General features: G+C 53.7%; 24 protein-coding genes, 1 other RNA gene and 1 pseudogene. 5 read left to right on the plus strand and 21 right to left on the minus strand.

What is annotated here, in order from left to right:
* Positions 1-53: 53 nt before the first annotated feature.
* Positions 54-704 (minus strand): PAQR family membrane homeostasis protein TrhA, encoded by a 651-nt coding sequence (trhA, locus tag ACJY2G_RS06060; protein ID WP_120160928.1) that lies wholly within the window; start codon positions 702-704, stop codon positions 54-56.
* A gap of 339 nt (positions 705-1043) precedes the next feature.
* Between trhA and ACJY2G_RS06065 the strand changes: the two genes are divergently transcribed.
* Positions 1044-1652, plus strand: a complete 609-nt coding sequence (locus ACJY2G_RS06065) for an HD domain-containing protein (RefSeq protein WP_439291536.1) — start codon at positions 1044-1046, stop codon at positions 1650-1652.
* Positions 1653-1738: 86 nt separating this feature from the next.
* Here ACJY2G_RS06065 and ACJY2G_RS06070 read toward each other — a convergent pair.
* From ACJY2G_RS06070 to ACJY2G_RS06160, 19 genes and pseudogenes are all read right to left on the minus strand, one after another.
* A pseudogene (locus ACJY2G_RS06070) lies at positions 1739-1846 on the minus strand (carbohydrate ABC transporter permease); the annotation flags it as partial.
* Positions 1847-2121: 275 nt separating this feature from the next.
* Positions 2122-2523, minus strand: coding sequence for a hypothetical protein (locus ACJY2G_RS06075; RefSeq protein WP_120160932.1), 402 nt, complete (start codon positions 2521-2523; stop codon positions 2122-2124).
* Positions 2524-2784: 261 nt separating this feature from the next.
* Positions 2785-3105, minus strand: a complete 321-nt coding sequence (locus ACJY2G_RS06080) for a hypothetical protein (protein WP_113876240.1) — start codon at positions 3103-3105, stop codon at positions 2785-2787.
* 507 nt (positions 3106-3612) lie between these two features.
* Positions 3613-4545 (minus strand): ribokinase, encoded by a 933-nt coding sequence (gene rbsK, locus ACJY2G_RS06085; protein ID WP_430318862.1) that lies wholly within the window; start codon positions 4543-4545, stop codon positions 3613-3615.
* The gene (alsK, locus tag ACJY2G_RS06090; RefSeq protein WP_430318861.1) at positions 4542-5486 is read right to left on the minus strand and encodes an allose kinase; all 945 of its coding nucleotides are present in this window, start codon (positions 5484-5486) and stop codon (positions 4542-4544) included. Before alsK ends, rbsK begins: the two co-directional genes overlap by 4 nt.
* A 15-nt stretch (positions 5487-5501) precedes the next feature.
* Complete coding sequence (gene alsE, locus ACJY2G_RS06095; protein WP_013576774.1) at positions 5502-6182, minus strand: D-allulose 6-phosphate 3-epimerase; 681 nt, start codon at positions 6180-6182, stop codon at positions 5502-5504.
* A 38-nt stretch (positions 6183-6220) separates the two neighbouring features.
* Positions 6221-7306 carry an ABC transporter permease gene (locus ACJY2G_RS06100; RefSeq protein ID WP_430318860.1) on the minus strand — a complete coding sequence of 362 codons (1086 nt, stop codon included), beginning with the start codon at positions 7304-7306 and terminating at the stop codon, positions 6221-6223.
* Positions 7307-7317: 11 nt separating this feature from the next.
* Positions 7318-8307, minus strand: a complete 990-nt coding sequence (locus tag ACJY2G_RS06105; protein WP_430318859.1) for an ABC transporter permease — start codon at positions 8305-8307, stop codon at positions 7318-7320.
* Complete coding sequence (locus ACJY2G_RS06110; RefSeq protein ID WP_430318858.1) at positions 8300-9832, minus strand: sugar ABC transporter ATP-binding protein; 1533 nt, start codon at positions 9830-9832, stop codon at positions 8300-8302. Before ACJY2G_RS06110 ends, ACJY2G_RS06105 begins: the two co-directional genes overlap by 8 nt.
* 2 nt (positions 9833-9834) lie before the next feature.
* Positions 9835-10821, minus strand: a complete 987-nt coding sequence (locus tag ACJY2G_RS06115) for a substrate-binding domain-containing protein (protein ID WP_425272784.1) — start codon at positions 10819-10821, stop codon at positions 9835-9837.
* Between the two features lie 18 nt (positions 10822-10839).
* Entirely contained in the window at positions 10840-11697 is an 858-nt protein-coding gene (locus ACJY2G_RS06120) for a DeoR/GlpR family DNA-binding transcription regulator (RefSeq protein ID WP_439291540.1), read from the minus strand.
* Positions 11698-12028: 331 nt separating this feature from the next.
* Positions 12029-12772, minus strand: a complete 744-nt coding sequence (locus tag ACJY2G_RS06125) for an SDR family oxidoreductase (RefSeq protein WP_430318856.1) — start codon at positions 12770-12772, stop codon at positions 12029-12031.
* Between the two features lie 215 nt (positions 12773-12987).
* Complete coding sequence (gene gcvP, locus ACJY2G_RS06130) at positions 12988-15861, minus strand: aminomethyl-transferring glycine dehydrogenase (RefSeq protein WP_430318855.1); 2874 nt, start codon at positions 15859-15861, stop codon at positions 12988-12990.
* 108 nt (positions 15862-15969) lie between these two features.
* The gene (gcvH, locus tag ACJY2G_RS06135; RefSeq protein WP_120160946.1) at positions 15970-16356 is read right to left on the minus strand and encodes a glycine cleavage system protein GcvH; all 387 of its coding nucleotides are present in this window, start codon (positions 16354-16356) and stop codon (positions 15970-15972) included.
* A gap of 62 nt (positions 16357-16418) precedes the next feature.
* Positions 16419-17516, minus strand: a complete 1098-nt coding sequence (gcvT, locus tag ACJY2G_RS06140) for a glycine cleavage system aminomethyltransferase GcvT (protein WP_120160948.1) — start codon at positions 17514-17516, stop codon at positions 16419-16421.
* Between the two features lie 309 nt (positions 17517-17825).
* On the minus strand, positions 17826-19052 hold the full coding sequence (gene ubiI / locus ACJY2G_RS06145; RefSeq protein WP_430318854.1) for an FAD-dependent 2-octaprenylphenol hydroxylase: 1227 nt from the start codon (positions 19050-19052) through the stop codon (positions 17826-17828).
* Between the two features lie 17 nt (positions 19053-19069).
* Entirely contained in the window at positions 19070-20248 is a 1179-nt protein-coding gene (ubiH, locus tag ACJY2G_RS06150; RefSeq protein ID WP_430318853.1) for a 2-octaprenyl-6-methoxyphenyl hydroxylase, read from the minus strand.
* 1 nt (position 20249) lies between these two features.
* Positions 20250-21566: a Xaa-Pro aminopeptidase gene (pepP, locus tag ACJY2G_RS06155; protein WP_430318852.1), complete on the minus strand. Its 1317-nt coding sequence runs from the start codon at positions 21564-21566 to the stop codon at positions 20250-20252.
* Between the two features lie 56 nt (positions 21567-21622).
* The gene (locus ACJY2G_RS06160; RefSeq protein ID WP_112290632.1) at positions 21623-22195 is read right to left on the minus strand and encodes a YecA/YgfB family protein; all 573 of its coding nucleotides are present in this window, start codon (positions 22193-22195) and stop codon (positions 21623-21625) included.
* Positions 22196-22448: 253 nt separating this feature from the next.
* Between ACJY2G_RS06160 and zapA the strand changes: the two genes are divergently transcribed.
* From zapA to asr, 4 genes are all read left to right on the plus strand, one after another.
* A complete protein-coding gene (zapA, locus tag ACJY2G_RS06165; protein ID WP_112290630.1) occupies positions 22449-22778 on the plus strand; it encodes a cell division protein ZapA in 330 nt (109 codons plus the stop codon).
* 47 nt (positions 22779-22825) lie between these two features.
* Positions 22826-23009: non-coding RNA, 6S RNA (gene ssrS, locus ACJY2G_RS06170), on the plus strand.
* A gap of 39 nt (positions 23010-23048) precedes the next feature.
* Entirely contained in the window at positions 23049-23645 is a 597-nt protein-coding gene (locus ACJY2G_RS06175; RefSeq protein WP_430318851.1) for a 5-formyltetrahydrofolate cyclo-ligase, read from the plus strand.
* A gap of 273 nt (positions 23646-23918) precedes the next feature.
* Positions 23919-24392, plus strand: a complete 474-nt coding sequence (gene asr / locus ACJY2G_RS06180) for an acid resistance repetitive basic protein Asr (RefSeq protein ID WP_113878248.1) — start codon at positions 23919-23921, stop codon at positions 24390-24392.
* 359 nt (positions 24393-24751) lie between these two features.
* Here the strand turns inward: asr and serA are convergent, their stop codons facing one another.
* The gene (gene serA, locus ACJY2G_RS06185; RefSeq protein WP_112288973.1) at positions 24752-25990 is read right to left on the minus strand and encodes a phosphoglycerate dehydrogenase; all 1239 of its coding nucleotides are present in this window, start codon (positions 25988-25990) and stop codon (positions 24752-24754) included.
* Positions 25991-26162 lie beyond the last annotated feature (172 nt).

Raw genomic sequence — 26162 nt, forward strand, 5'->3', positions numbered from 1 at the left:
AAAAAGCGGAGCATCAGGCTCCGCTTTCCTTTTACCGACTTTAATTAAACAAATCAGACGTAAAAATAGATGGCCAAAAAGTGGCAGGCACTGCCGCCGAGCACGAACCCGTGCCAGATGGCGTGACCGAAACGAAAGCGTTTAGAGGCGTAGAAAATAACGCCCAGCGTGTATACCACACCGCCCAGCGCCAGTAAGGCTACGCCACCCAGCGAAAGTGTGGTCGCCAGCTGATAAATCACTATCAGCGACAGCCAGCCCATCGTCAGATAAGTGACCAGCGAAAGCACTTCAAAGCGGTGCGCAAACGCCAGTTTAAAAATTACGCCGAACAGCGCCAGCCCCCAGATCACCGCCATCAGCCCTTTCGCCAGCGGGGAATTAAGCCCGACCAGCAGGAACGGCGTGTAGGTTCCGGCGATCAGCAAATAAATCGCGCAGTGGTCAAATTTTTTCAGCCAGTATTTGGCTTTCTGATGCGGTATCGCGTGATACAGCGTGGAGGCCAGATACAGCAAAATCATGCTGCCGCCGTACAAACTGTAGCTGGTGATTGCCATGGCGCTGGCGTTATCGCCAACAGCCTGAACCAGCAACAACACCAGCCCGACAATCCCAAAAACCAGACCAACGCCGTGACTCAGGCTGTTGGCAATTTCTTCAGCCCACGGATATCCCTGTGGTGATGGAGACAACTTACCCATACGTTGAGGATCCTCAAGACAAAAAAGTAAAAATCATTGTTTATAAAACGTTCCGACGGAATTAGCTTAACTGAGAACAATTCCAGTGTACATCTGTAAGCTTAAAATGAGTATTATCTGATGTAACAGTCTCTTAGCCGGATCATCATTTCACTCATCCTCGACTGTGAAGCCCTTTAATTCATTCGCTTTGTTTATAATTTACCAAAGTGACATTCAGACTACAGCGGGATTTTCCGCACCCAAAAACATGATTTTTTTATATCAAGCGACTAAGGTGTAGCGGAAAAATGAAAATAACGCCGTTTACCATGCCGTCAATATGACTAAGGTTTTAGTATGTCTGCAGCAACTACCCCGCTGAATTTTGGGGCAATGACCGAAGTTTTTCAGTTCCTGATGGAAATCGATAAGCTGAAAAGCGTGCAACGTCGCACCAAAGTGTTAGGCACTGAGCGTCAGGAAAACTCCGCAGAACACAGCTGGCATTTCGCCGTGGCAGCAATGTCCCTGGCCCCTTTCGCACCGGAAGGCGTTGATATCAATAAAGTCATCCGCATGGCGCTGATCCACGACATCGTCGAAATCGATGCCGGTGATGTGCTGGTTTACGATCTCGCTGCCCGCGCGGCGGTTCACGATCAGGAAATCATTGCAGCGAAACGCCTGTTCGGCCTGCTGCCTGTGCCCCTGAGCACGCAGTTCCTGGATTTGTGGAATGAATACGAAGCGGGCGAAACTCCTGAAGCGCGCTTTGCGCTGGTGATCGACCGCGTGATGCCGATGGTCATGAACCTGAATAATCAGGGTCAGAGCTGGGTGGAGAACAATATCCGTCTGGAGCAGGTTCTTGCACGCAATGCCTTTATCGCCGATATCCATCCTGAACTGTGGCTGCACATGCGCAGTCATCTGGATAACGCCCATCAGCAGGGCTGGCTGAAGTGATTTTTTGCTCCTTCCTGTGACAAGGAAGAAAACCGGCTGGTTTTAGCTCCTTCCCCTAGTGAAAGGGAAAGGAGCAAGATCAACTGCGACATCGGGATCAGCACCTGAAATACCACCAGCCACCAGCGGCAGCCTTCCATCAGCGCGGCTTCTTCGATTTCACGGGCAATACTGAGAAATGCCTGACGCATCAGGATGTTAGCCACATTATTGAGCAGTGCGCCAGAAGACTGAAACCTGGATCAGCCGTAGATAGTTTTGCGGACCGACAAACGGCGGCGCGTCCGACGACAGACGTCTGTCAGACAGGCTGTCTGTAGCTGACTGAAATAAGGTGCCTATCCTGTCCTGCGTTTGTGTCATTTACATGGCGGGAATATGATGATTTTTGAATCAAAAAAAAGCATTGTTACTGAACAAAATAGAGGTCGGGTGTCAGATTAAACGGTAACATGCGGATATAACCCCATTAAAATGGGGTTGAATTGAGATATATAAAAACAGAATCAGATTGATTGGTAAAACTATAAATAGTTCCTTTAACTGTAAAGTAAAGATTTTTTCCCTTCAATTGCATTTTAACATCGGAATCTGAAGTAAACAGAACAGAAGGATAATCTCTGATATTTTCCAGAAACTCTTTCTCTGTTTTTGCAGATGGATAAAGATAATATTTATACGTATTTTCCGTCGTTGCACCCGCACTACCTTCAGTCACATAAAGGGTATTAAATTCGCCAATACTTTCCTTTCGTATAATCGTTTGTTCATAAGGTGAAAAATCTAATACCATCTTAATTAAATACCCCAGAAAAGCTATAACCAACACGATGAAAATATACCTTTTCCTAAAAACCCGTTCTTTTTGCATAATCAATCCCTGCTCTTATCCATGTAAGGTCTTTAGGATCATCCCAATGGGAGTTTGGCCCCTCATAACTACATTTTAAACCACGCAGATATTAATCACTTTGATATTAGAAACAAACCTTTTAAATATAAATAAATCAACTTAAATCATACAAAAAACATATAAAAACACGTGGGGTATATTTTATATTTATCTTAAGGTTTACACGAAACCAACACCCCATCCCAGCCTTCCCCTCGTGAGAGGGGAAGGAGCAAAAGATTAAGCCCGTATTTGTGTTATCCCGAGCGCAACCCCCGCCTTCTCTGACAACTCAAACAGTGCCGGAAGCAGATGCGCGGAGGCTTTCAGATAGGCGCTAACCTGCGAAATGCCTTCCGGCGGCAACAGTTCGCTATTCTCCAGCCCTTCACTCAGGCACAGCAAACCCTGGCAAAGCCCTTCGGCGGATTCAGACGCGACAGCACCCAGATCGTAAAGCTGGGGATCGGTGAAATGGCTCAGATCCAGATTGGCAATCAGGCCTCGGAAAACAGTGAGGGAATTTTCGGGATGGGTGGTTTCGGTATTCATGTCAGTCATGATGATTATTCCATTACTAGATTTTGAATTTCATCACGCCTTCAGGTTCCAAACTAAAGGTGTGACTCAGGCAGGTTTGGAACTCCGGATCTAGCGACCGGCCAACCATTAAGATTGCCCTGCCTAAGCCACGAATTGAGTGTGCACGTAGCCCCTGAAAAAACACAAGTTTTTTCAGTTCCAGATGTTCGGAGTTCCAAGTCCGGCTACGGATTTTGCCGCAGCGAAGCGACTATATTCCTGCCATTTTTCGAATGAAATGGGCTGGATGGATTTACAGGGAGTTACTTTGAAATCTGGAAGATGTTTCGCAGGAATAACGCCGGTCGACTCCCTCACCTGCGAAGGGGAGGGTTGGGGTGGGGTGGGGTGGGGTATTAAAGCAAAATCAAAAAGTTGAAGTGTGCTTTGACAGAAGGTATAAGCCCTTAAAACCCCCTCCCAACCTCCCCCCTTCACAGGGGGAGGAGTAAAGAAAAACTCGCAACCTTCGCAGGGGGCCCTGCTTCAAACCACCACAACTCCCATCCTCTCACGCGCTTCTTCATATGTCGGCATTGATGCCGCTGCGCCTGCGCGTTCCACACATACAGAAGCATAAGCGGATGCGAATTGTGCGGCTTCGGGGAGTGTGGCACCGGCGGCGAGTTGGGAGGCCAGTGCGCCGTTAAAGGCGTCGCCTGCGCCGGTGGTATCGACCGGGGTCGCCGGACAGGCCTGAATAATCTGCGTTTCGCCTTTCACCGAAAGCAATGCGCCCTGCGTGCCCAGCGTGATGATCAGCGCCTCGATCCCTTTGGCGTGCAGCGCGTGAGCAGCACGTTCGGCGGAGGGAATATCGCAGACTTCAATGCCGGTCAGCAGCGTGCATTCTGTGGCGTTCGGCGTGAGTAAATCCACCTGGGCCAGCAGATGGTCAGAAACCGGCTGGAACGGCGCGGGGTTGAGGATAATGTAAGTGCCGTTGTCCTTCGCGATGCCGATCAGTTTTTCAATCGCTGGCAGGTTATTTTCGAGCTGTGTCAGCAGGATATCAGCGGCGGCGACGGCCGGACGGCATTGTTCAACTTCTTCGTCGGTGACCGTCAGGTTAGCGCCCGGATCGACGGCAATCATATTTTCGGCATCGGCTCCGGCGACATAAATCAACGCGTTGCCGGTCGGGCATTCGCTGGTGGAAAATAACGTGACCGCATCGAAACCGGCGCTGTCGAGGTGGCGGCGGGCAAACATACCGAAATCATCGCGGCCGACTTTACCGATGTAATGCACCCGCGCACCGGCACGCAGTGCGGCGACTGCCTGGTTGGCGCCCTTGCCGCCTGCGCCCATCATACTGTTACGCGCAATCAGTGATTCTCCCGGTTTGGGGAAACGCGCCATGCCTGCCACGATATCGAGGTTGAAAGACCCAAATACGCATACCTTGCCTTTGTTCATGCCTCTCTCCTGAAGGAAAATGTTCCGGCGGCCAGAGCTGGCTGCGACGGAAAAATGCGCTGTGCGGCTAAACATGCGCCACGGCAACCGGTCTCGTCGGTGACGGCGCTGAAATGAATGGTCAGGCCGTTCGCCGGATACGGGCTGCGCAAATGGCTGCGTAACTGCTGTTCCAGTTCGGCCAGCGGGAAGTTCTCCATCGCCAGCACGCCACCGCCCAGCACCAGATATTCGGGATCCAGAATGTTCATCTCACTGGCGACGGTACGCGCCAGTCGTGCCACAAATTCAGTTAAATCCACATGCCCGGCATGACGTACAAACAGGTCGGCGAACGGCGTTTGTGGCGCATGTTGTCGCGCCCAGCCGGTCAGCCAGTTGCCGGAGGTCAGCGTCTCGACGCAGCCCGTTTTGCCGCACGGACAGAGCAGCGGATTCCCCGCCAGCGGAATGTGCCCCAGTTCACCCGCACCGCCGTGCGCGCCGTGGTAAAAATCACCGTTGATCCACAAACTGTTGCCCAGCCCGGTGCCGAGATACAGCCCGACAGCAACATCCGGTAGCGCGCTGTGCTGTGTTAAATCCCACCACATCAGATGGTTAACATCTTTGTCCATCGCCACCGGCAGGTGTAAACGTTGCGAGAGCAGCGCCGCCACCGGCTGATTATCCAGCGCGGAAATGAACGGCAGTGAAAGCACGGTCTGGCGGTCACGGGACAATACGCCCGGCAGCCCGAGCATCACCTGCGCCACCTGATGATGCGGATCCTGTTCCTGCAAATACGCCGTGATCAGGTTTTCCAGCCCCTGTAACGGGTCAGTCTGCCCCGCCCAGCTTTGGGTCGGGGTTTTGTGGTAGCCGCGAAAATTTTGCTGGCTGTCCATCAGCATTAAACGGGTGTTGGTACCCCCGACATCCACTCCAAGAAAGTGCGGCATACGGCTCTCCTGCCCTCAGGCTGCGTGACGCGCCTGACGCATCTGATCGAGCATTTTGTCCCAGGCAACATCCAGATCGTTGTCCAGCGTGAACAGGCCGGAGCTGCCGACGATCAGCACTTCCGCCCCCGCGCCCATCAGATCCTGATAAGTCCGCAGGTTGCAGGAGCCGTCGATTTCGATCAGATAGCGGTAGCCTTTTTGCTGTTTGAGATCACGCAGTTGTGCGATTTTCCCCAGCATTTCAGGGATGAAAGGCTGACCGGCATAGCCCGGATCGACGGTCATCACGGTGATTTTATCCAGCAGGTGAATGTAGTGCTGGATGTATTCCACCGGTGTCGCGGGGTTGAGCACCACGCCGACTTTTTTACCCAGCGAGCGGATCTGATTGATGATGCGGAACGCGTCGCGGTTAATGGTTTCTGCGTGCGGACAGATAAAATCGGCACCGGCAAGGGCTATTGGCTCGATAAAGTCAGCCGGGTTTTCCACCATCATATGCACGTCCAGAACCAGCGGCGTATGCGGGCGGATCTGCTCGATAAAGAACGGCGACAGCGTGATATTTTTGACGTAATGCCCGTCCATAATGTCAATGTGCAGCATATCGGCGCGGCGGTTCAGTACCTCGAGTTGCTGTTTAATGTCGATCAGGCTCATGCACATCAGCGACGGAGAAATTTTGTATTCCATGATGTTTTCCTAAGTCAGAGGCAATTTTAAAAAAGTGTTTAAGGTTGAGCCGCCCGCGCTTTGGCAGCGCTCATTCGCCCCGCCCTTTTTTGCAGATAACGGCTGCGGAAGAATTTCAGCGCCAGCACCACGATCAGTACCGCGCCCCACATCGCCAGGCTGAAATGCGGGCTGACGTTCATCAGATTCAGGCCGGTGGAAATCACCTGCAGGACAATCAGCGAGAGCACCACACCTGCGACTTTGCCGAAGCCACCGTTGGGGTCGGTGCCGCCGAGAATGATGGCCAGCACCGTCAGCAGCAGATACGAGTCGCCGTAGCCCATGCGCGCCGAGTTGAAACGCGCCATCATGATGAGTCCGGCAATCACGCATAACATGCTGGAAATCACGTAGATGGCGATCAACACGCGGTGGGTATTGATGCCGCTGAAATGGGTGGCGTTGATGTTGCTGCCGCTCATGTAGATGTATTTACCGAGGCGGGTGCGTTCTAAAAACACCGCGATTAAGGCTGCGGTCAGCAGAAAGATGATTAACGGAACCGGCACGCCGAGCAGGGTTTCCGCGCCGATAAAGCGCACGATATCCGGCATACCGCTGATCGCCGCACCGCGTGAAAGGTAGATGCCGACGCCGTTCACCATGGTCATGGTCGCCAGCGTCACCAGAATCGGATGGGCGCCGACATACGCCACCAGCGCGCCGGTCAGCATGCCAATCACCAGCGCCAGAATCATTGCGCCGACCAATGCCAGCGTCAGCCAGACCGCCTGCATCGCCATGCTGGCATCCGGTGGCAGCCAGGTGAGAAACACCCACGCCATCAGTAAACTGGTCAAGTTGGCGGTGGCGATAATGCACAGGTTCAGGCCACCGCTGAGGATCGGGATAAACATCGCCAGCGTCAGTAAACCGAGTTCCGGCAGCTGGAAGGCAACGCTCATAAAGGTGGCGTCACTGAAGAAGCGCCCCGGCATCGCCAGGCTGAAGCCGATGATCACCACCAGCAATAACAGCGATAATCCCAATGTCGTGCTATCAATTTTCAGGGAAGCGATTTTCAGGCGAGGCCGCGCATCGGGCTTCGCGTTAAGACTCACATTTCTGCTTTTTGCGAACATAGCGGTTTTCCTCAGGCGAAGCCGACTTCGGTTTCTTTGCGTTTCTTGTAATGGGTGACGGTGATGGCCGCGACGATCACCACGCCGATGACGATGTTCATGAAGTAGCTGGAAACGCCGATCAGGTTGAGGCCGTTTTTCAGCACGCCAATCAGGAACACGCCCATCAGAGTGCCGACCACGCTGCCTTTGCCGCCATTAAGGCTGGCACCGCCAAGTACTGCCGCTGCAAGCACATCCAGCTCGCCGCCGACCAGCGCATTCGGCACCACCTCACCGACGCGATACACCTGCACCAGACCGCCAATCGCCGCCATCGCGCCGAGATATCCGTAAGCAAACAGATGCAATAACCCGACACGGATACCGATACGGCGCGCAGATTCCTGATCGCCGCCGACGGCAAACAACTGGCGTCCGAGATGGGTTTTGTTGAGCAGGATCCAGCTCAGTCCGGCGACCGCCAGCATCACCACCACCGGCAAACCAATCTGATAATGCTGTTCGCCGACGCTGAACGGCAGCACGCGGATTGGCGTCGTCAGCCACTCCGGCAGGTCATACAGACTGGTGCCGTTGGTCAGCCACATCAGCATGCCAAACAGCAGCGACTGCATACTGATGGTGACGATGATCGACACAATGCGCAGGCAGTAGATCAGAATGGCGTTGATCATCCCCAGCACCGTGCCGATGGCGACCGCCAGTAAAATGCTGCCGGTCGGGCTGCTCAGGCCGTAGTGGATCGCCAGCGTGGCGATGATGTACTGCACGACAGAAGCCACGGCAGCGAACGAAATATCGATACCGCCGGTGACCAGCACCACGAACAGGCCGAGGGCAAAGATGCCGCTGACGGCGTAGCTTTCGGTCAGATCCAGCAGGTTCTGTAAGGTCAGAAACTGATTGCTGAGTAAGGAAAAGGTGACAATCACCACCAGCAATACCCAGGCTAAATAACCTTCGTTGCTGGACGGGCGTAACCGGCTGAGCTTAAGCATTGACCGCCTCCGCAAGTTGTTGCTGGGTGATCGCGCCCGGCAGATATTCGCCAACCACCGTGCCCTCACTGAAATGCAGCACGCGGTCGCAGTTGAAATAGACTTCCGGCACTTCATCGGAAATCAGCAGGATAGAAATCCCCTCTTCCGCCAGCTGGTGGATCAGCTGATAAATGCTGGCTTTCGCGCCGACATCGACGCCGACCGTTGGGGAATCAAGGATCAGGATTTTCGGCTGTGTCAGCACCCATTTCGCGAGCACGATCTTTTGCTGATTGCCGCCAGAAAGCGTGGAGATCGCCTGTTCAGGACTGGCGACTTTGACGCCGAGTTTCTCGATCCACTGCTGGATGATCTTATTTTTGCGGTATTCGTCGATCAGGTGAAAACGGCTGCGCAGCTGATCCATGATTGCCAGCACGGTATTGTCGCCGACGGATTGCTGCTGGATCAGGCCAAGCGTCAGGCGATCTTCCGAGACGTAACCGACGCCGGATTTGATCGCGTCTTCGTGGCTGCGAAAACGCACCGGTTTACTGTCGAGGTAGATTTTGCCGCTGTCCGGTTTAGTCATGCCAAACAGGCTGAGTGCCAGTTCGGTGCGGCCAGAACCAAGCAGGCCGCATAAACCGAGCACTTCTCCGGCGTGCAGTTTGAAACTGACGTCGTGATACTGCCCTGCGCGGCTGAGTTTGTCGGTTTCCAGCATGATGCGTTCGTCATTCATGTTGGCGGCTTTCAGCCGGTAATCGAGTTTCAGGCCAGTCATCAGCTCGGTCAGGCGTTCGCTGCTGACTTCTGAGGCCGGGAATGTCCCGACTTTTTTACCGTCGCGGATAACCGTCACGCTGTCGGAAATTTCCAGCACTTCATCGAGACGATGGCTGACGAACACCACGCTGATGCCTTTGCTTTTCAGGTAATGCACGGTGCGCAGCAGCTGATTCACTTCGGTACGGGTCAGCGAGGCGGTCGGTTCATCCATAATCACTAATCGCGCATCGGCGACCAGCGCCCGGCAAATCGCCACCTGCTGGCGCTGGGCAATCGGCAACGTCGAGACTTTGCTGTCGAGATCCAGTGTGTAATTCAGTTCAGTCAGAATGCGCTGTGCGGTTTCCCGCAGACGTGACGGGCGATACCAGCCCATCAGCCCCTGTAAGTTGTGGTCGAAGGCGATGTTCTCGAACACGCTGAGGTTCGGGAACAACGACAAGTCCTGATAAATCACCTGCACGCCAAACTGCCGCGCCTGATCCGGAGACAGTTTGCTGAAACTCTGGCTGCCCTGCGAGGGCGAACTGAGCGTGATCTGGCAGCCGTTATCCGGCTGATAAACCCCCGAGATCACTTTGATCAACGTACTTTTTCCGCAGCCGTTGGTGCCCGCCAGGCAGTGAACTTCGCCCTGCATCAGCCGCAGGGAAATGTCGTTGAGCGCACGCTGCCCGCCAAAGGTCACCGACAGGTTTTGCACATCAATCAGCGGCGCGTTATCTGTTTGAATGATCTCGGAGATTGCCATGATTACAGCCCCATTTTGACCAGTTTCGGCAGGTTCGCTTTGTCCAGGCTTTCGGTTTCGTTGCCCAGAATGGTGCGCGTTGCCTCGTCGACTTTCACTTTGCCCATGCCTTCAATGGTCATGCCGTCAGTGATTTTTTCGCCTTTTTCCAGCTTCTCGGCGATGCGCACAAAGACTTCACCGGCGACCATCGGGTTCCAGATAAAGCCGCCTTTGATGGCGCCAGCTTTCACCAGACTTGCGCCCTGGCCAGGACTGAATGGTCCGAATACGCAGATGTCGTCAGTTTTGCCACGGTTAAGCACCGCGCGACCTGCGCCAATCGGGCCTTGTGAACCGATAGCCAGAATGCCTCTCAGGTTGGCGTCTTTGGACATCAGGTCGTTGGTAGTACGGATGCTGTCATCCAGCGATTCACCCACGCCAAATTTGTCGCCGACCAGATGCATATTCGGATAGTGTTCTTTCTGATAATTGATGGCGGCATCGGCCCATTTCTGATGCAGTGGTACGGTAAGACTTCCGACGTATACCGCGTAATCACCTTTCTCTTTCATGCACTGCGCCAGCGCGACCATGTGGTTAATGCCGTGCTGCGTGGCATCGACCATTTCGAAATCCCAGTCGGCATATTTCTGATCCGGTGATTCATGCACGATGACTTTGATCCCGGCGTCGTGAGCGCGTTTCAGTACCGGCTCCAGCACGCGGGCATCGTTCGGCACTACGCCGATCACATCCACTTTCTGGGCGATCAGATCTTCAATCGCACGCACCTGCAACGCCGGATCCGCGCTGGTCGGCCCGACCTGCCACGCGTCGATCCCGCGTTTGGCCGCTTCGCTTTTGATCCCGGCTTCCATCGCGTTGAACCAGGCGTTACCGCCGACTTTCACCACCACACCCATGCGGATTTTGTCGGCGGCGTGCGCAGACAGGGACAACATGGCTGTGGCGAACAGGCAGGCAAGAACGGATTTCTTGATCATGTTTACTCTCCTGGTAGGTCAGTTATGTGCCGCAGCTAACGGGCCGTTGCGGCTGTTTTTAGTTTTTTTCTGTAGGGGTGACGGAGAAACTTCAATCACGTTAACGTTGCTCCAGGCCAGTTCCTGGCGGAATTCGTCATCCTCCAGATGGTCTGTTATCAGTGTGTCGATTTCCCGGTAGTGGCAGATCCGCGCAAAGGAGCGGCGGCCGAATTTGCTGGAGTCAACCAGCAAAATTTTGTGCTCGGAGGAAAGCAGCATTTGCTGTTTCAGCCGCGCATGATGCTCGTTACTTTCACGGATGCCGCCTTCGTGACTGATGCCGTGACAGGAGAAAAACAGTTTGTTGATGACGAACTCTTTCAGCATCTGCTCGGCCAGCACGCCGACGAAATCTTCGTATTTCGCCGAGTATTCACCGCCCAGTCCGATCACCCGCACGTTAGCTTTCACCGCCAGCGTCTGGATGATGTGAACCGAGTTGGTCAGCACGACCAGCTGAATATCGGGCAACTGACGCGCCAGAAACCAGCTGCTGGAACTGCTGTCGAGCAGCAGGCAATCGCCGGGATTGATTAGCTGTAACGCCCGTTTGGCGATGCGCGTTTTACTGTCCGGCGACTGATTACTGCGGTCACGGAAGGATTCACCCTGTTCAATCTGCGAAGGCACATAGGTTTTTTCGCCCGCCGAATGCTCCATAAACACCGCGCCGCCGTGGCTGCGTAACAGCACGCCACGCTTTTCCAGCAGTGCCAAATCCCGCCGCGCGGTTTCCAGCGAGATGCGACATAACTGCGCCACTTCCTGTACCAGGATGCGTCCGCGCTGGCTGAGAATTTCGGTGATATAACGATGTCGCTCTACTGGCAGCATGTGGTGATTCCTCTTTCCCGATGTCAAATAGGATACGCAGCCGGGTGTTTACGGAATGCGCAGTGCCTCAAAGGCGAATGTGCGCATTTTTTGCCACAATCGTCCTGTGATAGTTGTCACGAAAAGGTGAGAAAAGATGAAATGTTAAAGTTTGGATCTGTGGCGGGAACGGCATTAAATCGTCATTTGCGTTGCAACAAGACAGCAACAGATTTGCAAACGGTCACAATTCCTCGCGCAATCTGATGACCGTTAATGACCGATTGTGTGGAGTTGACCGTTTAAGGGGAGTGAACGGGGAGTGATCCCCGTTATCGGTGACTGATTCTGATTACCTGCCGCCTGCCAGCTCGAGAAAGCTGCCGGTGGCGTAAGAGGCGGAATCCGACAGCAGCCAGGAAATCGCCTGTGCGACTTCTTCCGGCTGACCGCCGCGCTGCATCGGCAGATTGGCTTTCACGCGATCGACACGCCCCGGCTCTCCGCCGCTGGCATGCATTTCGGTATAAATCAGGCCGGGACGTACGCAGTTTACGCGAATACCGTAAGCCGCCACTTCCAGCGCCAGACCGGTGGTCAGGGTATCCACCGCGCCTTTCGATGCCGCGTAATCGACATATTCGCCCGGTGCGCCCAGACGGGAAGCCGCTGAGGACACATTCACAATTGCCCCGCCCTTTCCGCCATGCTTATGCGACATGATTTTCACCGCCTCGCGGCAGCACAGGAAATACCCGGTCACGTTAGTAGACAGGACTTTATTGATACGTTCGGCGGAGAGATTTTCAATGGTGGTCTGCTGGAACAAAATCCCGGCATTATTCACCAGCGCGGTGATCGGGCCGAGTTCGGCGCTCAGCTGTTTGAACATCGCGACAACCTGCGCTTCATCGGCAATATCAGCCTTCAGCGCAATTGCTTTGCCACCAGCCTGATGGATTTCATCGATAACAGATTGTGCTGCGGTTTCGTTATTCACGTAATTTACACCGACGGCGTAACCCTGCTGCGCAAGAAGAAGAGCCGTTGCACGGCCAATGCCGCGGCTGGCGCCGGTGACGAGAGCGATTTTCATTGAATACTCCAGTGGGGGAAGTGAGCAAAGTGCTTACACCTCCCCCTGCGAAGGGGGAGGTTAGGAGGGGGTTTTAAAGGCTAATCCGTTGTCAAAGCCAACTTTAACTTATTGATTTAAGTTTAATACCCCACCCCAGCCCTCCCCTTCGCAGGGGAGGGAGCAGACCGAGTTTTTAATTCCCCACCCTTCTCAGAGAGGAGCAGAACGGAGTCTTACTCGTAATCTGACATCGGTACACACGAACAGAACAAATTCCTGTCCCCGTACACGTCATCCAGACGTTTCACGGTCGGCCAGTATTTATTGTCGTAACCGGCCGGGAATACCGCCACTTCGCGGGTGTACGGATGGTTCCAGTCACTGACCAGTTCATTCTGCACGTGCGGCGCGTTCACCAGCGGGTTGTCTTCCAGCGGCCATTCGCCTTTCGCTACACGGTCGATTTCACTGCGAATTGCCAGCAGCGCATCAATGAAGCGATCCAGTTCCACTTTGCTTTCGGATTCGGTCGGCTCAACCATCAGCGTACCGGCAACCGGGAAGGACATGGTCGGCGCGTGGAATCCGTAGTCGATCAGACGCTTGGCGATATCCATTTCACTGATACCGGTCGTCTCTTTCAGCGGACGAATATCCAGAATGCATTCGTGCGCCACACGGCCATCACGGCCGGTATACAGCACCGGATAGGCGTCTTTCAGACGGGTCGCGATGTAGTTGGCATTCAGAATTGCCACCTGGCTGGCTTGTTTAAGACCTTCAGCGCCCATCATGCGGATGTACATCCAGCTGATTGGCAGGATGGAAGCGCTGCCGAACGGAGCCGCAGAAACCGCGCCGTTTTGGGTCAGCACGCCGTCAATCTGCACCACGCTGTGACCCGGAACGAACGGAGCCAGGTGTGATTTCACACCAATCGGGCCCATGCCCGGACCGCCGCCGCCGTGAGGGATACAGAAGGTTTTATGCAGGTTAAGGTGCGAGACGTCCGCGCCGATGTAACCCGGAGTCGTAATGCCGACCTGCGCGTTCATGTTCGCGCCGTCGAGATAAACCTGACCGCCGTACTGATGCACAATCTGGCAAACTTCACGGATGGTTTCTTCGTAAACGCCGTGCGTTGACGGATACGTCACCATGATGCATGACAGTTCGTCGCCCGCTTTCGCGGCTTTCTCACGCAGGTCACTCAGGTCGATGTTGCCCTGTTTGTCACACGCGACTACCACCACGGTCATGCTCGCCATTTGCGCGGAAGCCGGGTTGGTACCGTGCGCTGAACTTGGGATCAGGCAGATGTGACGACCGCTTTCGTTACGGCTTTCGTGGTAACGACGAATCGCCAGCAGACCGGCGTATTCGCCCTGTGCGCCGGAGTTTGGCTGCATACACACAGCGTCGTAACCGGTGAGCTGAACCAGCCATTGTGACAGCTGACCAATCATTTGCTGATAACCGCCAGCCTGTTCTGTCGGACAGAACGGGTGCAGCTCGGCAAATTCCGGCCAGGTAATAGGGATCATTTCTGCCGCAGCGTTCAGTTTCATGGTGCAGGAACCCAGCGGGATCATCGCCTGATTCAGCGCCAGATCTTTTTTCTCCAGACGGTGCATATAACGCATCATCTCGGTTTCGCTGTGGTACTGGTTAAATACCGGATGGGTCAGAATCGGATCCACACGCAGCATCGCCGCAGGAATAGAGTTGCTGTCGGTCGATGCAGCTTTATCCAGTTTGTCGATATCCAGATCGTTGTCGTCACCCAGCAGGGCAGCAAACAGAATCTGAACATCTTCGCGGGAAGTCGCTTCGTCCAGAGTGATACCGACTGCGCCGTGAATATCAGTACGCAGGTTCAGACCGAAACTCAGCGCGCGTTCCAGCACGGCGGCTTTATCTTTGACTTCAACAGTCAGCGTATCGAACCAGCTGTTATGACGCAGCGTCAGGCCGCCCTGTTTCAGGCCAGCGGCCAGAATGTCGGTCAGACGATGAATGCGTGACGCAATGCGTTTCAGGCCTTCAGGGCCGTGGAATACCGCATACAGGCTGGCAATGTTCGCCAGTAAAACCTGCGAGGTACAAATGTTGGAGTTGGCTTTTTCGCGGCGGATATGTTGCTCGCGTGTCTGCATCGCCATACGCAGTGCAGTTTTGCCCGCGGCATCACGGGAAACCCCGATGATACGGCCCGGCATGGAACGTTTGAATTCGTCTACGCAGGCGAAGAAGGCCGCGTGCGGACCGCCGTAGCCCATCGGCACACCAAAGCGTTGCGCAGAACCGAAGACTACGTCTGCGCCCTGCTTACCCGGTGCGGCCAGCAGCACCAGCGCCATAATATCAGCGGCAACGCTGGTAATAATTTTGCGGGATTTCAGTTCGCCCAGCAGCGCGGTGTAATCATGAACTTCGCCGGTGGTGCCAACCTGCTGCAACAGCACGCCGAACACGCCTTCCAGCTCGAGCACTTTTTCCGCTTTATCAACGATGATGTCAAAACCAAAGGTTTCCGCACGGGTGCGTACCACATCCAGCGTTTGCGGGTGCACGTCGTCCGCCACGAAGAAACGGTTAGCGTCTTTCAGTTTGCTGGCACGTTTTGCCAGCGCCATCGCTTCGGCGGCGGCAGTCGCTTCATCGAGCAAAGAAGCAGAAGCCAGATCCAGACCGGTCAGATCTAACGTCAGTTGCTGGAAGTTGAGCAATGCTTCAAGACGGCCCTGCGACACTTCCGGCTGATACGGCGTGTACGCGGTATACCAGCCCGGATTTTCCAGCATATTGCGCAGGATAACCGGCGGCGTCAGCACCGCGCTGTAACCCATACCGATGTAGGATTTATAACGCTGGTTCTGGCTGGCAATGGCTTTCAGCTCAGCCAGCGCCTGATGTTCCGTCACGGCATCGCCGACGGCCGGTGGCCCCGGCAACTGGATATCGACCGGAACGATCTGCTGGATCAGCGCGTTTAAGGAATCCGCACCGACCGTTTCCAGCATTTGCTGTTGCTGCTGAGAAGACGGACCGATATGGCGGCCGATAAAGGCTTCGCTGTGTTCGAGTTGGCTGAGAGTCTGAGTCATTTGCTACGCATTCCTGAAATCTGCTGGAGGTGTCTTGGGATACTGACAAAAGCTACGGGTCGGGATCTGCCCCGCAAGCGGCTTGCGGGGCGGGTAAACAGTGTTTAATTAGTCTTCAATGGATGCTGAATAGGCATCTGCATCAAGCAGCTTAGCCAGTTCGCTTTCGTCTGACGCTTTAATCTGGAACAGGAAACCGGTGCCGTATGGCTCGCTGTTGACCAGCTCCGGAGAACCTTCCAGTTCGCCGTTAACTGCAACGATTTCGCCGCTGATTGGAGAATAAATATCTGACGCCGCTTTGACGGATTCAGCTACGGCACAGTCTTCACCGGCAGCAACTTCGCGACCGACTTCTGGCAGATCAACGAAAACCATGTCGCCCAGTAATTCCTGCGCGTGTTCGGTGATGCCTACGGTGTAAACGCCGTTGCCTTCTGAACGTACCCACTCGTGGGAAGAGGCGTATTTCAAATCTGCTGGAACATTGCTCATGTTATTTTCTCCAAAAAAGTGCTTAATTCAGCGTTAACTGGATAATTTTTATTACGAATTCTTTACTGCACCAGCGGTTTGCCGTTACGGACAAAACCTGGCTTAGTGACTTTTACCGGCATTTCGCGGTTACGGATTTGCACAATAGCGTTTTCGCCAATGCCCGCCGGAACGCGCGCCAGTGCAATGCTGTAGCCGAGCGTCGGAGAGAATGAGCCGCTGGTGATCACGCCTTCCAGCGTGTTGCCCGCGCTGTCGGTGAATCGCACCGGCAGTTCGTTACGCAATACGCCTTTTTCGGTCATCACCAGGCCGACCAGCTGTTCAGTGCCCTGCTCACGCTGTCTTTCCAGTGCGTCACGGCCAATAAAGTTACGGTCTTCCGGGAGCCAGGCGATGGTCCAGCCCATGTTGGCCGCCAGCGGTGACACGCCTTCGTCCATTTCCTGACCGTAGAGATTCATGCCAGCTTCCAGACGCAGCGTGTCGCGCGCGCCCAGACCGGCGGGTTTCACGCCTGCGGCCAGCAGTTTCTGCCAGAAATCCGCCACCTGCTCTTGCGGCAGCGCGATTTCATAACCCGCTTCGCCGGTATAACCGGTGGTGGCGATAAACAGATCGCCCGCCTGAACGCCAAAGAACGGCTTCATGCCCGCGACCGCTTGTTTTTGTTCAGCGGTGAACAAGGTTTCCGCTTTTTCTTTCGCCTGCGGCCCCTGCACAGCGACCAGCGCCAGATCATCACGCACCGTCAGTTCAACAGCGTACGGTTCTGCATGCTGCGAAATCCATGCCAGATCTTTCTCGCGGGTAGCGGAGTTAACCACCAGACGGAAATAATTTTCGTTGAGGAAGTAAACGATCAGGTCGTCTATCACGCCGCCGGACGCATTGAGCATACCGGTGTACAGCGCTTTGCCGGGAACGGTGAGTTTGGCGACATCGTTCGCCAGAAGATAACGGAGGAATTCACGGGTACGGGCACCGTGGAGATCGACAATGGTCATGTGCGAGACGTCAAACATACCGGCATCCTGACGCACGATGTGGTGTTCATCCAGCTGAGAGCCATAATGCAAAGGCATCATCCAGCCGTGGAAATCGACCATACGCGCGCCGCACGCAACATGTTGTTCATAAAGCTGAGTCTGCTTAACCATCTTATTCCTCATTTAATTAAGTGCATAAACAGCACACCGCGCAAACGATACCCTCGCTCGAACTTACCACTGAATAAGCTGACTAACCATAAGTTAAAATATGCAGAGCGGGATAAATGTCAGTGATTTCACAAGGGCATTGTGCAGAGTTTTTGACTGGTAAACTGGGGTTTGTGACGCAAAATCTACAAATAAACATCAAAAGTGTCGATGTTATATAACGACAAGGCCGGATTTCTCACCATTTGCAGAATGAGAAATCCGGCCCCGGATTAGAAAATGTAATGGAAAAACTGAGCTGAAATTAGATTATTTCAATCGAAGCGAATCGTCCTGTAACCACTCAGGTAAATCATTCAGCCCCATCGCCTGACGCACCAGTTTCGGTTTCACGCCCGGCAGAGAATCCGCCAGCGTCAGGCCGATATCCCGCAACAGTTTTTTGGCAGGATTGTCACCGGCAAACAGTTCGCGGAAGCCCTGCATCCCTGCCAGCATCAGCGCAGCGCTGTGTTTGCGGCGTCGCTCGTAACGGCGCAAATACATGTGCTGGCCGAAATCTTTGCCTTCTTTTTGCAGTCGTCTGATTTCAGATGCCAGTTCTGCGGCATCCATGAAACCTAAGTTGACGCCCTGACCGGCCAGCGGATGCACGGTATGCGCCGCATCGCCCACCAGCGCCAGACGTGGTCCGGCAAAGCTGCGGGCATAACGACCGGTCAGCGGGAAGGTCAGGCGCTCGCTTTCTAAGGTACAAATACCCAGACGCAGGTCAAAGGTACTGGCGAGGATTTTGTTAAACTCTTCAGGCTCCAGCGCGCTCAGGCGCTGTGCTTCATCCGGCGAAACTGACCAGACAATAGAAGACAAATGGGTATCGGCCAGCGGCAGAAATGCCAGAATGCCTTCGCCATGGAAGACCTGGCGTGCAACAGACTGGTGCGGTTCTTCAGTGCGGATGGTCGCCACCAGTGCATGATGGCGATAATCCCAGAATGTCAGCGGGATATCAGCGTGCTGACGCAGCCACGACTGCGCGCCGTCCGCGCCGACCACTAACCGTGCGGTGAGCTGACGATCATCATTGAGGGTGATAAACGCCTCGTTTTCGCCCCACGCCACATTTTTCAATGTAGCCGGCGCGAGCAAAGTGATGTCGGAAGATTTTTCCGCACGTTGCCATAAGGCGCGGTGGATCACCTGATTCTCAATGATGTGACCGAGATGGCTAAAACCGTACTCTTCACCTCGGAACGCGATTTTACCGAAGCTGTCGCGATCCCAGACTTCCATCCCCTGATAGGCATTGGCACGCTGAGCAATAATGTTGTCCCAGACGCCGATATATTTCAGCAGACGTTCACTGGCAGCATTAATAGCTGAAACCCGCAAACCCGGCTGGTCCGGTAGCGGTGAATCGAGATCCGGCAGCTTGTTTTCCAGCACCGCCACGCGCAGACCGCTGCCCTGTAAACCACACGCCAGCGCCAGACCAACCATTCCGCCACCGGCGATAACCACATCAAAAGATTGCATAATTTTTCCTGTAAGGCTTAACGGTCAACCCAACCTAAAGTTCTGCGGGTAAACGCATCGCGCAACGGCGTAATGCCTTCCATCGCCAGTAAACCGAGATTACGTCCGACCATTAACGGCAGCCAGCGGTTGGCAAATAGGTGGATCAGGCCATCGGTCACGCCGACGGTTGCCTGCTGATCGGGCTGACGACGCTGCTGATAGTCACTCAGTACGCGGTAACTGCCGACATCGCTGCCATTCGCCGTCGCATTAGCCAGCGTTTCCGCCAGCGTCATGACGTCACGCAGACCGAGATTAAACCCCTGTCCGGCAATCGGATGCAGCGTTTGTGCTGCATTGCCGACCAGTGCCAGACGATGGCTGATATGACTGTTGGCTTGCTGTAATTGCAGCGGATAACTGAAACGTTTACCGGCCTGTTTTATAGTGCCCAGACGCCAGCCAAACGCTTTTTGCAGCTCGCTGAGGAACTGCGCTTCGCTCCAGTGATCAATTTCTTCTTTCGCTTCGCGCGGATGACACCAGACCAGCGAGCTGCGTCCATCGGACATCGGCAGCAGTGCCAGCGGCCCGTGTTTTGTGAAGCGCTCAAAAGCACGATTGTTGTGCGGCTCGCTGGTTGCCACGTTGGCAATGACAGCGATCTGACCATAATCCTCACGCTGCCAGCCAATATTGCAGGCTTTTGCCAGCGAAGAATGCGAACCGTCCGCGGCGACAAGCAGCTGCGCGGTCATCGTTTCACCGGTATCAAGCGTGACACTGGCAGAATCCTGAGAACGCGCGACATCGGTGACTTTCGCCGGGCAATGCAGCGTGACGCCGGGGGCATTTTTCAGCATGGCAAACAGCCGTTTGCCGACTTCATGCAACTCGACCACCTGCCCGAGCGCTTCCACGCCGTAATGCGCAGCATTGAGATTCACAAAAGCCGCATGACCACGATCACTGACGTGAATATCACGTATTGGCGTGGCGATAGCTTTCAGGGCCGGCCAGATGCCAGCACGGGCTAACTGCTGGCAGGTTCCCTGCGCCAGCGCAATCGAGCGGGCATCAAAACCAGGATGTCCATGATGATCCGGCGCAGTGGCCTCCACCAGATGCACCGGCAAACTGCCCTGCGTCAGCGAGGAAATCGCCAGCGCCAGCGAGGCACCGGTCATTCCGCCGCCAACAATGACTATGCTCATATTATTTCTGTGCCGCCGCCATTAATGCTTCAATTTCATCGGCTTCTTTCACCACATCGCCGGTCAGAATTTCAATGCCGGTGGCGGTGATCAGAATGTCGTCTTCGATACGGATACCGATGCCACGGTAAGCCTCGGGTACGTCCGCGTCCGGCGCGATATACAGGCCCGGTTCAACGGTCAGTACCATGCCAGGTTCCAGTGTACGGCTGCGATCTGCCGAGCCGTAATGACCCACGTCATGAACGTCCAGCCCAAGCCAGTGCGATAAACCGTGCATGAAGAACTGTTTGTGCGCCTGCTCAGCGTAAAGGGTTTCAACGTCGCCCTTCATCACGCCGAGTTTGATCAGGCCTTCAATCATCACGCGCACTGCCGCTTCGGTTGCGGCCTGAATGCTGCTGCCCGGCCCGAAGACTTCCAGCGCTTTGTATTCTGACGCCAGCACGATGTCGTAGATTTCGCGCTGCGCTTTGCTGAATTTGCCGTTCACCGGGAACGTACGGGTGATATCACCGGCATAGCCCTGATATTCACAACCGGCGTCGATCAGCACTAAATCGCCGTCACGCAGTTCGCATTCATTTTCGGTGTAATGCAGAATGCAGCCGTTTTCGCCGCCGCCCACGATGGTGTTGTAGGACGGATAACGCGCGCCGTGACGGTTAAATTCGTGATGAATTTCGCCTTCAAGCTGATATTCAAACATGCCCGGACGACATTTTTCCATCGCACGGGTATGCGCCAGCGCGGTAATGTGTCCGGCACGGCGCATGATGGCGATTTCTTCCGGTGATTTGAACAGGCGCATGTCGTGCACCCAAGGACGCCAGTCAATGACAGTCGCAGGAGCAGAGAAATTCTGGCGGAAGCCTTTGCGCAGTTTTTCCATGGCACGGTTTACGATTTCATCGGCATAGGCGTAATCGCCTTGCGCGTGATACACCACATCAAGGCCGTTGAGCAGCAGATGCAACTGGTCGTTGATGTCGTCAAAAGGCAGCGCTTTGGTCACGCCAAGTTCGGCGGGCGCGGCATCCTGACCTAAACGACGGCCAAACCAGATTTCAGCGGTGAGATCACGCACACGGTTAAACAGTACGCTGTGGTTATGATTTTCATCACTTTTCACCAGGATAAGCACCGCTTCCGGTTCATTGAAACCGGTGAAGTACCAGAAATCACTGCTCTGACGATACGGGTATTCACTGTCGGCACTGCGTGTTGCTTCCGGCGCAGAAAAAATTATCGCAGCGCTTCCCGGTGCCATCTTCGCTAACAGCGCCTGACGACGATTCTCAAACTCTTGCTGAGTCATCACCTTCTCCTGAAATCGTTTTAATGTGTGCAATGTTCGGTTAATGCCATCAACCACTAATGCAATGTACGGTGGTTTTCCGCAGCCGTCGGGCGGCTGTGACCAAATTCACCAAAGCAAAGAATCGCCGCGACGCGAACGTATTCGACAACTTCCTCTAAAGATTGCGCCAGTTGTTCCTGATCTTCATCTTCGTCGTAACCGAGTTGCGCGATGCTACGCAAATCATCGATAGCTTCACCGACTTCGCCTTTCACTTTAGCAAGTTTAGGCTGCATCATGCCCAGACCGAGCAGGAAATGGTTCACCCATCCGGCCAGCGCATCGGCACGCTCAAAGACGTGTTTGTCATCGTCAGGCATCAGCATTTTAAATTCAAAGCTGTCATCTTCGAGGGTATCTGACGTCACTTTGCGCAGTTGTTGCAGCAAATCTGCCAGCGTGTGCGGGAAGGCCATGCCTTCGTTTGTCAGGTCATGCACCATCGTCAGCCAGCTGCCGTCGCGATTGCCACCGCACAGCAAGCCACTGATCAAACCGTGCATTTCTGCTGCGGTTAAAGCAACCGATTGTTGTTTCAGGTTTTGATCCAACGAATCGTAAGTAGGGTAAGTATTCTCAATAGACATGCGCATTCGCCATCGTTGGTCGGTTAAGTTCGTGTTATGCTACCACCAAGGTCTGTCGTAGTACCAGATTAGCAGCCCGCGATGGCGTGGTATAAGGCATGAATGGCACGCCCTGAACAATCGGGCAGCAGTCAGCCGGTCATGGGGTTGTAACCTGGTATTGAGATAGTTATAGTGGCGCCCGCTTCCAACATCCTGCGCCAGGTCGTAGTGGTCACGTTGGGGCGGACGAATAAATCAGCAGGAAGGTGGCATGTCTGCACAACCGGTAGATATTCAAATTTTTGGTCGCTCATTACGAGTGAATTGTCCGCCAGAACAACAGGAAGCACTGAATCTGGCAGCTGATGATCTTAATCAGCGGTTGCAAGATCTGAAAGTTCGCACTAGAGTCACCAATACAGAGCAACTGGTTTTCATCGCGGCATTAAACGTATGTCACGAACTTGCTCAGGAAAGGTTGAAAACGCGCGACTATGCATCCAATATGGAACAACGCATTCGGATGCTGCAACAAACCATCGAGCAAGCTTTGCTCGAACAAGGCCGGATCTCTGAACGTGAAGGGGCGCCTTTCGAATAACACACGTTGCTGACTGACTGGTCACAGGTCGTCAGAAACGGTAAAAAATTTCTCTGAGATGTTCGCCAGCGGGCCCGTCCCCTGAGCCGATAATTAGTACCAACAGAATGTGATGATCCGTAATCGGTGCGCATGCTCGGTCCGTCCGAGAAGCCTAAAGACTGCGACAGCACGTTCACCTTGAACCATGGGTTCAAGGGTTACAGCCTGCGACGGCATCTCGGAGATTCCCCTTTCTTTTCGGTACATCCCTTTCTGGTGTTTGTATCTATGTCCTACACTCCTCAGTTCGCTTCAGCCCGACAAATTATCCGTACTGAAATTCGCCAACGCAGAAACTCTCTGACCGCTGAGCAGCAAACGCATTTTGCCCATCAGGCCGCAGAACGTGTCGCAACGCATCCTGATATTCAATCCGCAAAAAACATTTCCGTCTTTCTGTCTTTTGATGGCGAGCTGGATACAGCCCCCCTGATCGACCGCTTATGGCGCGAAGGTAAGCAACTTTGCCTGCCGGTCCTTCACCCTTTCTCTGCGGGTAATCTGCTTTTTCTGCGTTATACGCCCGAAACACCGCTGGTCCGCAATCGCCTCAAAATCCTTGAGCCGCAGCTGGACGTCACGCAGGTCATTCCTTTATTACAGCTGAATATCATCCTGACGCCACTGGTCGCCTTCGACAGTACCGGACAACGTTTAGGGATGGGCGGCGGCTTTTATGACCGTACTCTGGAAAACTGGCAGGAAGGCGGGCCGTATCCGATAGGTCTGGCGCACGATTGCCAGCATGTGGATGCATTGCCGACAGAACACTGGGATGTGCCGTTACCTGAAGTGATTACGCCAGGTAAAATATGGACATGGTAATGCCAGACAATAAAACATCGCTGTAAAGTGCAGATACGCCATAAGCTGCGAGCAATCTTTAAGTATGTTGTAACTAACCAGAGTATCTTTACGCCAGACCACACATCTGACTAACTCTAACCCTCTGAAATAAAACACATCCCTCCATTTATACATACCGTTACACGCCGATACCAATCACTCACGGACAGCGCTGTTCGTCACGCCTATTATTCTCTCACCGGCCCCGCAGTGGGGTGGACACATAAACCAAAAATTCTTAAGGAATTACACATGAAAAAAGTATTAGCTCTGGTTGTAGCCGCTGCAATGGGCCTGTCTTCAGTTGCTTTCGCTGCTGAAACCACTGCAACTCCAGCACCCGCTGCAACAGCAACTACCGCTGCTCCGGCTCATGCGACTAAGCATAAAGCACATAAAAAACCTGTGCAGAAAGCTCAGGCTGCCAAGAAACACAAAAAAGCAGCTAAGAAAGCGCCAGTAGCTCAAAAAGCTCAGGCTGCCAAAAAACACGTGAAACATGCTAAGAAAGCTGCCCCGGTAGCTCAGAAAGCCCAGGCTGCTAAAAAACACGTAAAACATGCCAAGAAAGCTGCTCCGGTAGCTCAGAAAGCCCAGGCTGCTAAAAAACACGTGAAACATGCCAAGAAAGCTGCTCCGGTAGCTCAGAAAGCCCAGGCTGCTAAAAAACACGTGAAACATGCTAAGAAAGCTGCTCCGGCTGCAAAAGCAACGCCAGCAGCATAAGACGTAACGAAGAAGTCTTCGTGAGTATTTCTGCTCACTCTTATCAAGACTGTTAATTTAACACCCGGTTCGCCGGGTGTTTTTTTCTCCGGTTTTTATTCTGAGGTACTGACAGATGACACTGCGCCGCTACCAGTTTGAAATCACCCTGTCATCATTGATCCTTTGTGGTCTGGTCGCCCTCTCCTTTTACTTCTGAATGCTTTTACTCCTGAATGCTTTTTACTTATGAATGATTAGTCATCCCGGTAAGATCTCCTCCCGACATTCTTTACTTTCCCGATATCCCTTCTTCTTTCTCTGAAACCAGAAAGCAAAAAACCGCCTTGCGGCGGCTTTGATATTTACGACTGATGTAATCAGTACAGCAAACGTGCGCGGATAGTGCCCGGAATGGCCTTCATCAGTTGCAGCGCAGTGGTCAGCGTATTGATATCCGTTTCTGCATCAATCACCACATAACCGATTTCAGGGCTGGTTTGCAGGTACTGCGCAGCAATGTTGATACCCTGCTCCGCAAAAATCTGGTTGATGCTGGTCAGCACACCCGGACGATTTTCGTGGATATGCAGCAGACGGCTGGCTTTCTCGGTATGTGCCGGCAGAGAAGCTTCAGGGAAGTTAACCGCTGAGAGTGTTGAACCATTGTCAGAGTACTTCGCCAGTTTGCCTGCGACTTCCAGACCAATACCTTCCTGCGCTTCCATCGTCGAACCGCCGATGTGCGGCGTCAGCAATACGTTGTCGAATTCACACAGCGGAGAATTGAACGGGTCGCTGTTAGTCGCCGGTTCTTCCGGGAAGACGTCGATAGCCGCACCGGAAAGATGTTTGTTACGCAGCGCATTGCACAGCGCAGGGATGTCGATGACCGTACCGCGTGAGGCGTTGATCAGCAGTGCGCCCGGCTTCATCTGCGCCAGTTGCACTTCAGAAATCATGTCTTTGGTTCCGGCTGTTTCCGGCACATGCAGCGTGACGACGTCGCTGGTATTGAGCAATTCTTCCAGTGTGGCAATCGGCTGCGCGTTGCCCAAAGGCAGTTTGCTTTCAATGTCATAATAGAAGACGCGCATCCCCAGGCTTTCCGCCAGAATTCCCAGCTGCGTACCAATGTGGCCGTAACCGATGATACCCAGACGTTTACCGCGCGCTTCAAACGAGCCGACAGCCAGTTTGTTCCAGATACCGCGGTGCGCCTTGGCGTTAGCTTCAGGAATGCCACGCATCATCAGCAGCATTTCGCCCAGCACCATTTCGGCAACCGAACGGGTATTGGAGAACGGTGCGTTGAAGACCGGAATACCGCGACGGGTCGCCGCTTTCAGATCCACCTGATTAGTCCCGATACAGAAACACCCAACAGCCACCAGTTTTTCGGCTGCCTGGAACACTTCTTCAGTCAGCTGAGTACGCGATCGGAGTCCAACAAAGTGCGCATCACGGATCGATTCTTTCAGCGACTCCGTATCTAAAGCACCTTTGTGAAATTCAATATTGGTGTAGCCCGCGGCACGGAGTGTATCAACCGCACTTTGGTGGACGCCTTCCACTAACAAAAATTTAATCTTGTCTTTCTCAAGTGATACTTTTGCCATTTCCCGACCCTATATTTTTCTGGCTGAAATCGAACTGCTAGGTGACTGCTCACAGTCAACATAACAAAAAATCCGCCATCATCAATACAAACGATTGCCTGACAGGCAGCAGAAGGCTCACCTCGCCAGAAGGTTTTCAGCATTTCATGCTGGTTAGATTTTATGGAGCCAG

The organism is Rahnella sp. ATs2 (assembly GCF_051851855.1).
Taxonomy (GTDB): domain Bacteria; phylum Pseudomonadota; class Gammaproteobacteria; order Enterobacterales; family Enterobacteriaceae; genus Rahnella; species Rahnella variigena.

Bases quoted from the DNA above. Each gene is read 5' to 3' on its own strand.
- ACJY2G_RS06115 (WP_425272784.1), bottom strand. From the start codon at position 10,821: ATGATCAAGAAATCCGTTCTTGCCTGCCTGTTCGCCACAGCCATGTTG.
- serA (WP_112288973.1), bottom strand. From the start codon at position 25,990: ATGGCAAAAGTATCACTTGAGAAAGACAAGATTAAATTTTTGTTAGTG.
- ubiH (WP_430318853.1), bottom strand. From the start codon at position 20,248: ATGAGCATAGTCATTGTTGGCGGCGGAATGACCGGTGCCTCGCTGGCG.
- alsE (WP_013576774.1), bottom strand. From the start codon at position 6,182: ATGGAATACAAAATTTCTCCGTCGCTGATGTGCATGAGCCTGATCGAC.
- gcvP (WP_430318855.1), bottom strand. From the start codon at position 15,861: ATGACTCAGACTCTCAGCCAACTCGAACACAGCGAAGCCTTTATCGGC.
- ACJY2G_RS06080 (WP_113876240.1), bottom strand. From the start codon at position 3,105: ATGACTGACATGAATACCGAAACCACCCATCCCGAAAATTCCCTCACT.
- ACJY2G_RS06065 (WP_439291536.1), top strand. From the start codon at position 1,044: ATGTCTGCAGCAACTACCCCGCTGAATTTTGGGGCAATGACCGAAGTT.
- alsK (WP_430318861.1), bottom strand. From the start codon at position 5,486: ATGCCGCACTTTCTTGGAGTGGATGTCGGGGGTACCAACACCCGTTTA.
- pepP (WP_430318852.1), bottom strand. From the start codon at position 21,566: ATGACTCAGCAAGAGTTTGAGAATCGTCGTCAGGCGCTGTTAGCGAAG.
- ACJY2G_RS06125 (WP_430318856.1), bottom strand. From the start codon at position 12,772: ATGAAAATCGCTCTCGTCACCGGCGCCAGCCGCGGCATTGGCCGTGCA.
- ACJY2G_RS06110 (WP_430318858.1), bottom strand. From the start codon at position 9,832: ATGGCAATCTCCGAGATCATTCAAACAGATAACGCGCCGCTGATTGAT.
- ACJY2G_RS06100 (WP_430318860.1), bottom strand. From the start codon at position 7,306: ATGTTCGCAAAAAGCAGAAATGTGAGTCTTAACGCGAAGCCCGATGCG.
- ACJY2G_RS06105 (WP_430318859.1), bottom strand. From the start codon at position 8,307: ATGCTTAAGCTCAGCCGGTTACGCCCGTCCAGCAACGAAGGTTATTTA.
- ACJY2G_RS06175 (WP_430318851.1), top strand. From the start codon at position 23,049: ATGTCCTACACTCCTCAGTTCGCTTCAGCCCGACAAATTATCCGTACT.
- gcvT (WP_120160948.1), bottom strand. From the start codon at position 17,516: ATGGTTAAGCAGACTCAGCTTTATGAACAACATGTTGCGTGCGGCGCG.
- asr (WP_113878248.1), top strand. From the start codon at position 23,919: ATGAAAAAAGTATTAGCTCTGGTTGTAGCCGCTGCAATGGGCCTGTCT.
- ACJY2G_RS06075 (WP_120160932.1), bottom strand. From the start codon at position 2,523: ATGCAAAAAGAACGGGTTTTTAGGAAAAGGTATATTTTCATCGTGTTG.
- ACJY2G_RS06120 (WP_439291540.1), bottom strand. From the start codon at position 11,697: ATGCTGCCAGTAGAGCGACATCGTTATATCACCGAAATTCTCAGCCAG.
- rbsK (WP_430318862.1), bottom strand. From the start codon at position 4,545: ATGAACAAAGGCAAGGTATGCGTATTTGGGTCTTTCAACCTCGATATC.
- ACJY2G_RS06160 (WP_112290632.1), bottom strand. From the start codon at position 22,195: ATGTCTATTGAGAATACTTACCCTACTTACGATTCGTTGGATCAAAAC.
- zapA (WP_112290630.1), top strand. From the start codon at position 22,449: ATGTCTGCACAACCGGTAGATATTCAAATTTTTGGTCGCTCATTACGA.
- ubiI (WP_430318854.1), bottom strand. From the start codon at position 19,052: ATGCAATCTTTTGATGTGGTTATCGCCGGTGGCGGAATGGTTGGTCTG.
- gcvH (WP_120160946.1), bottom strand. From the start codon at position 16,356: ATGAGCAATGTTCCAGCAGATTTGAAATACGCCTCTTCCCACGAGTGG.
- trhA (WP_120160928.1), bottom strand. From the start codon at position 704: ATGGGTAAGTTGTCTCCATCACCACAGGGATATCCGTGGGCTGAAGAA.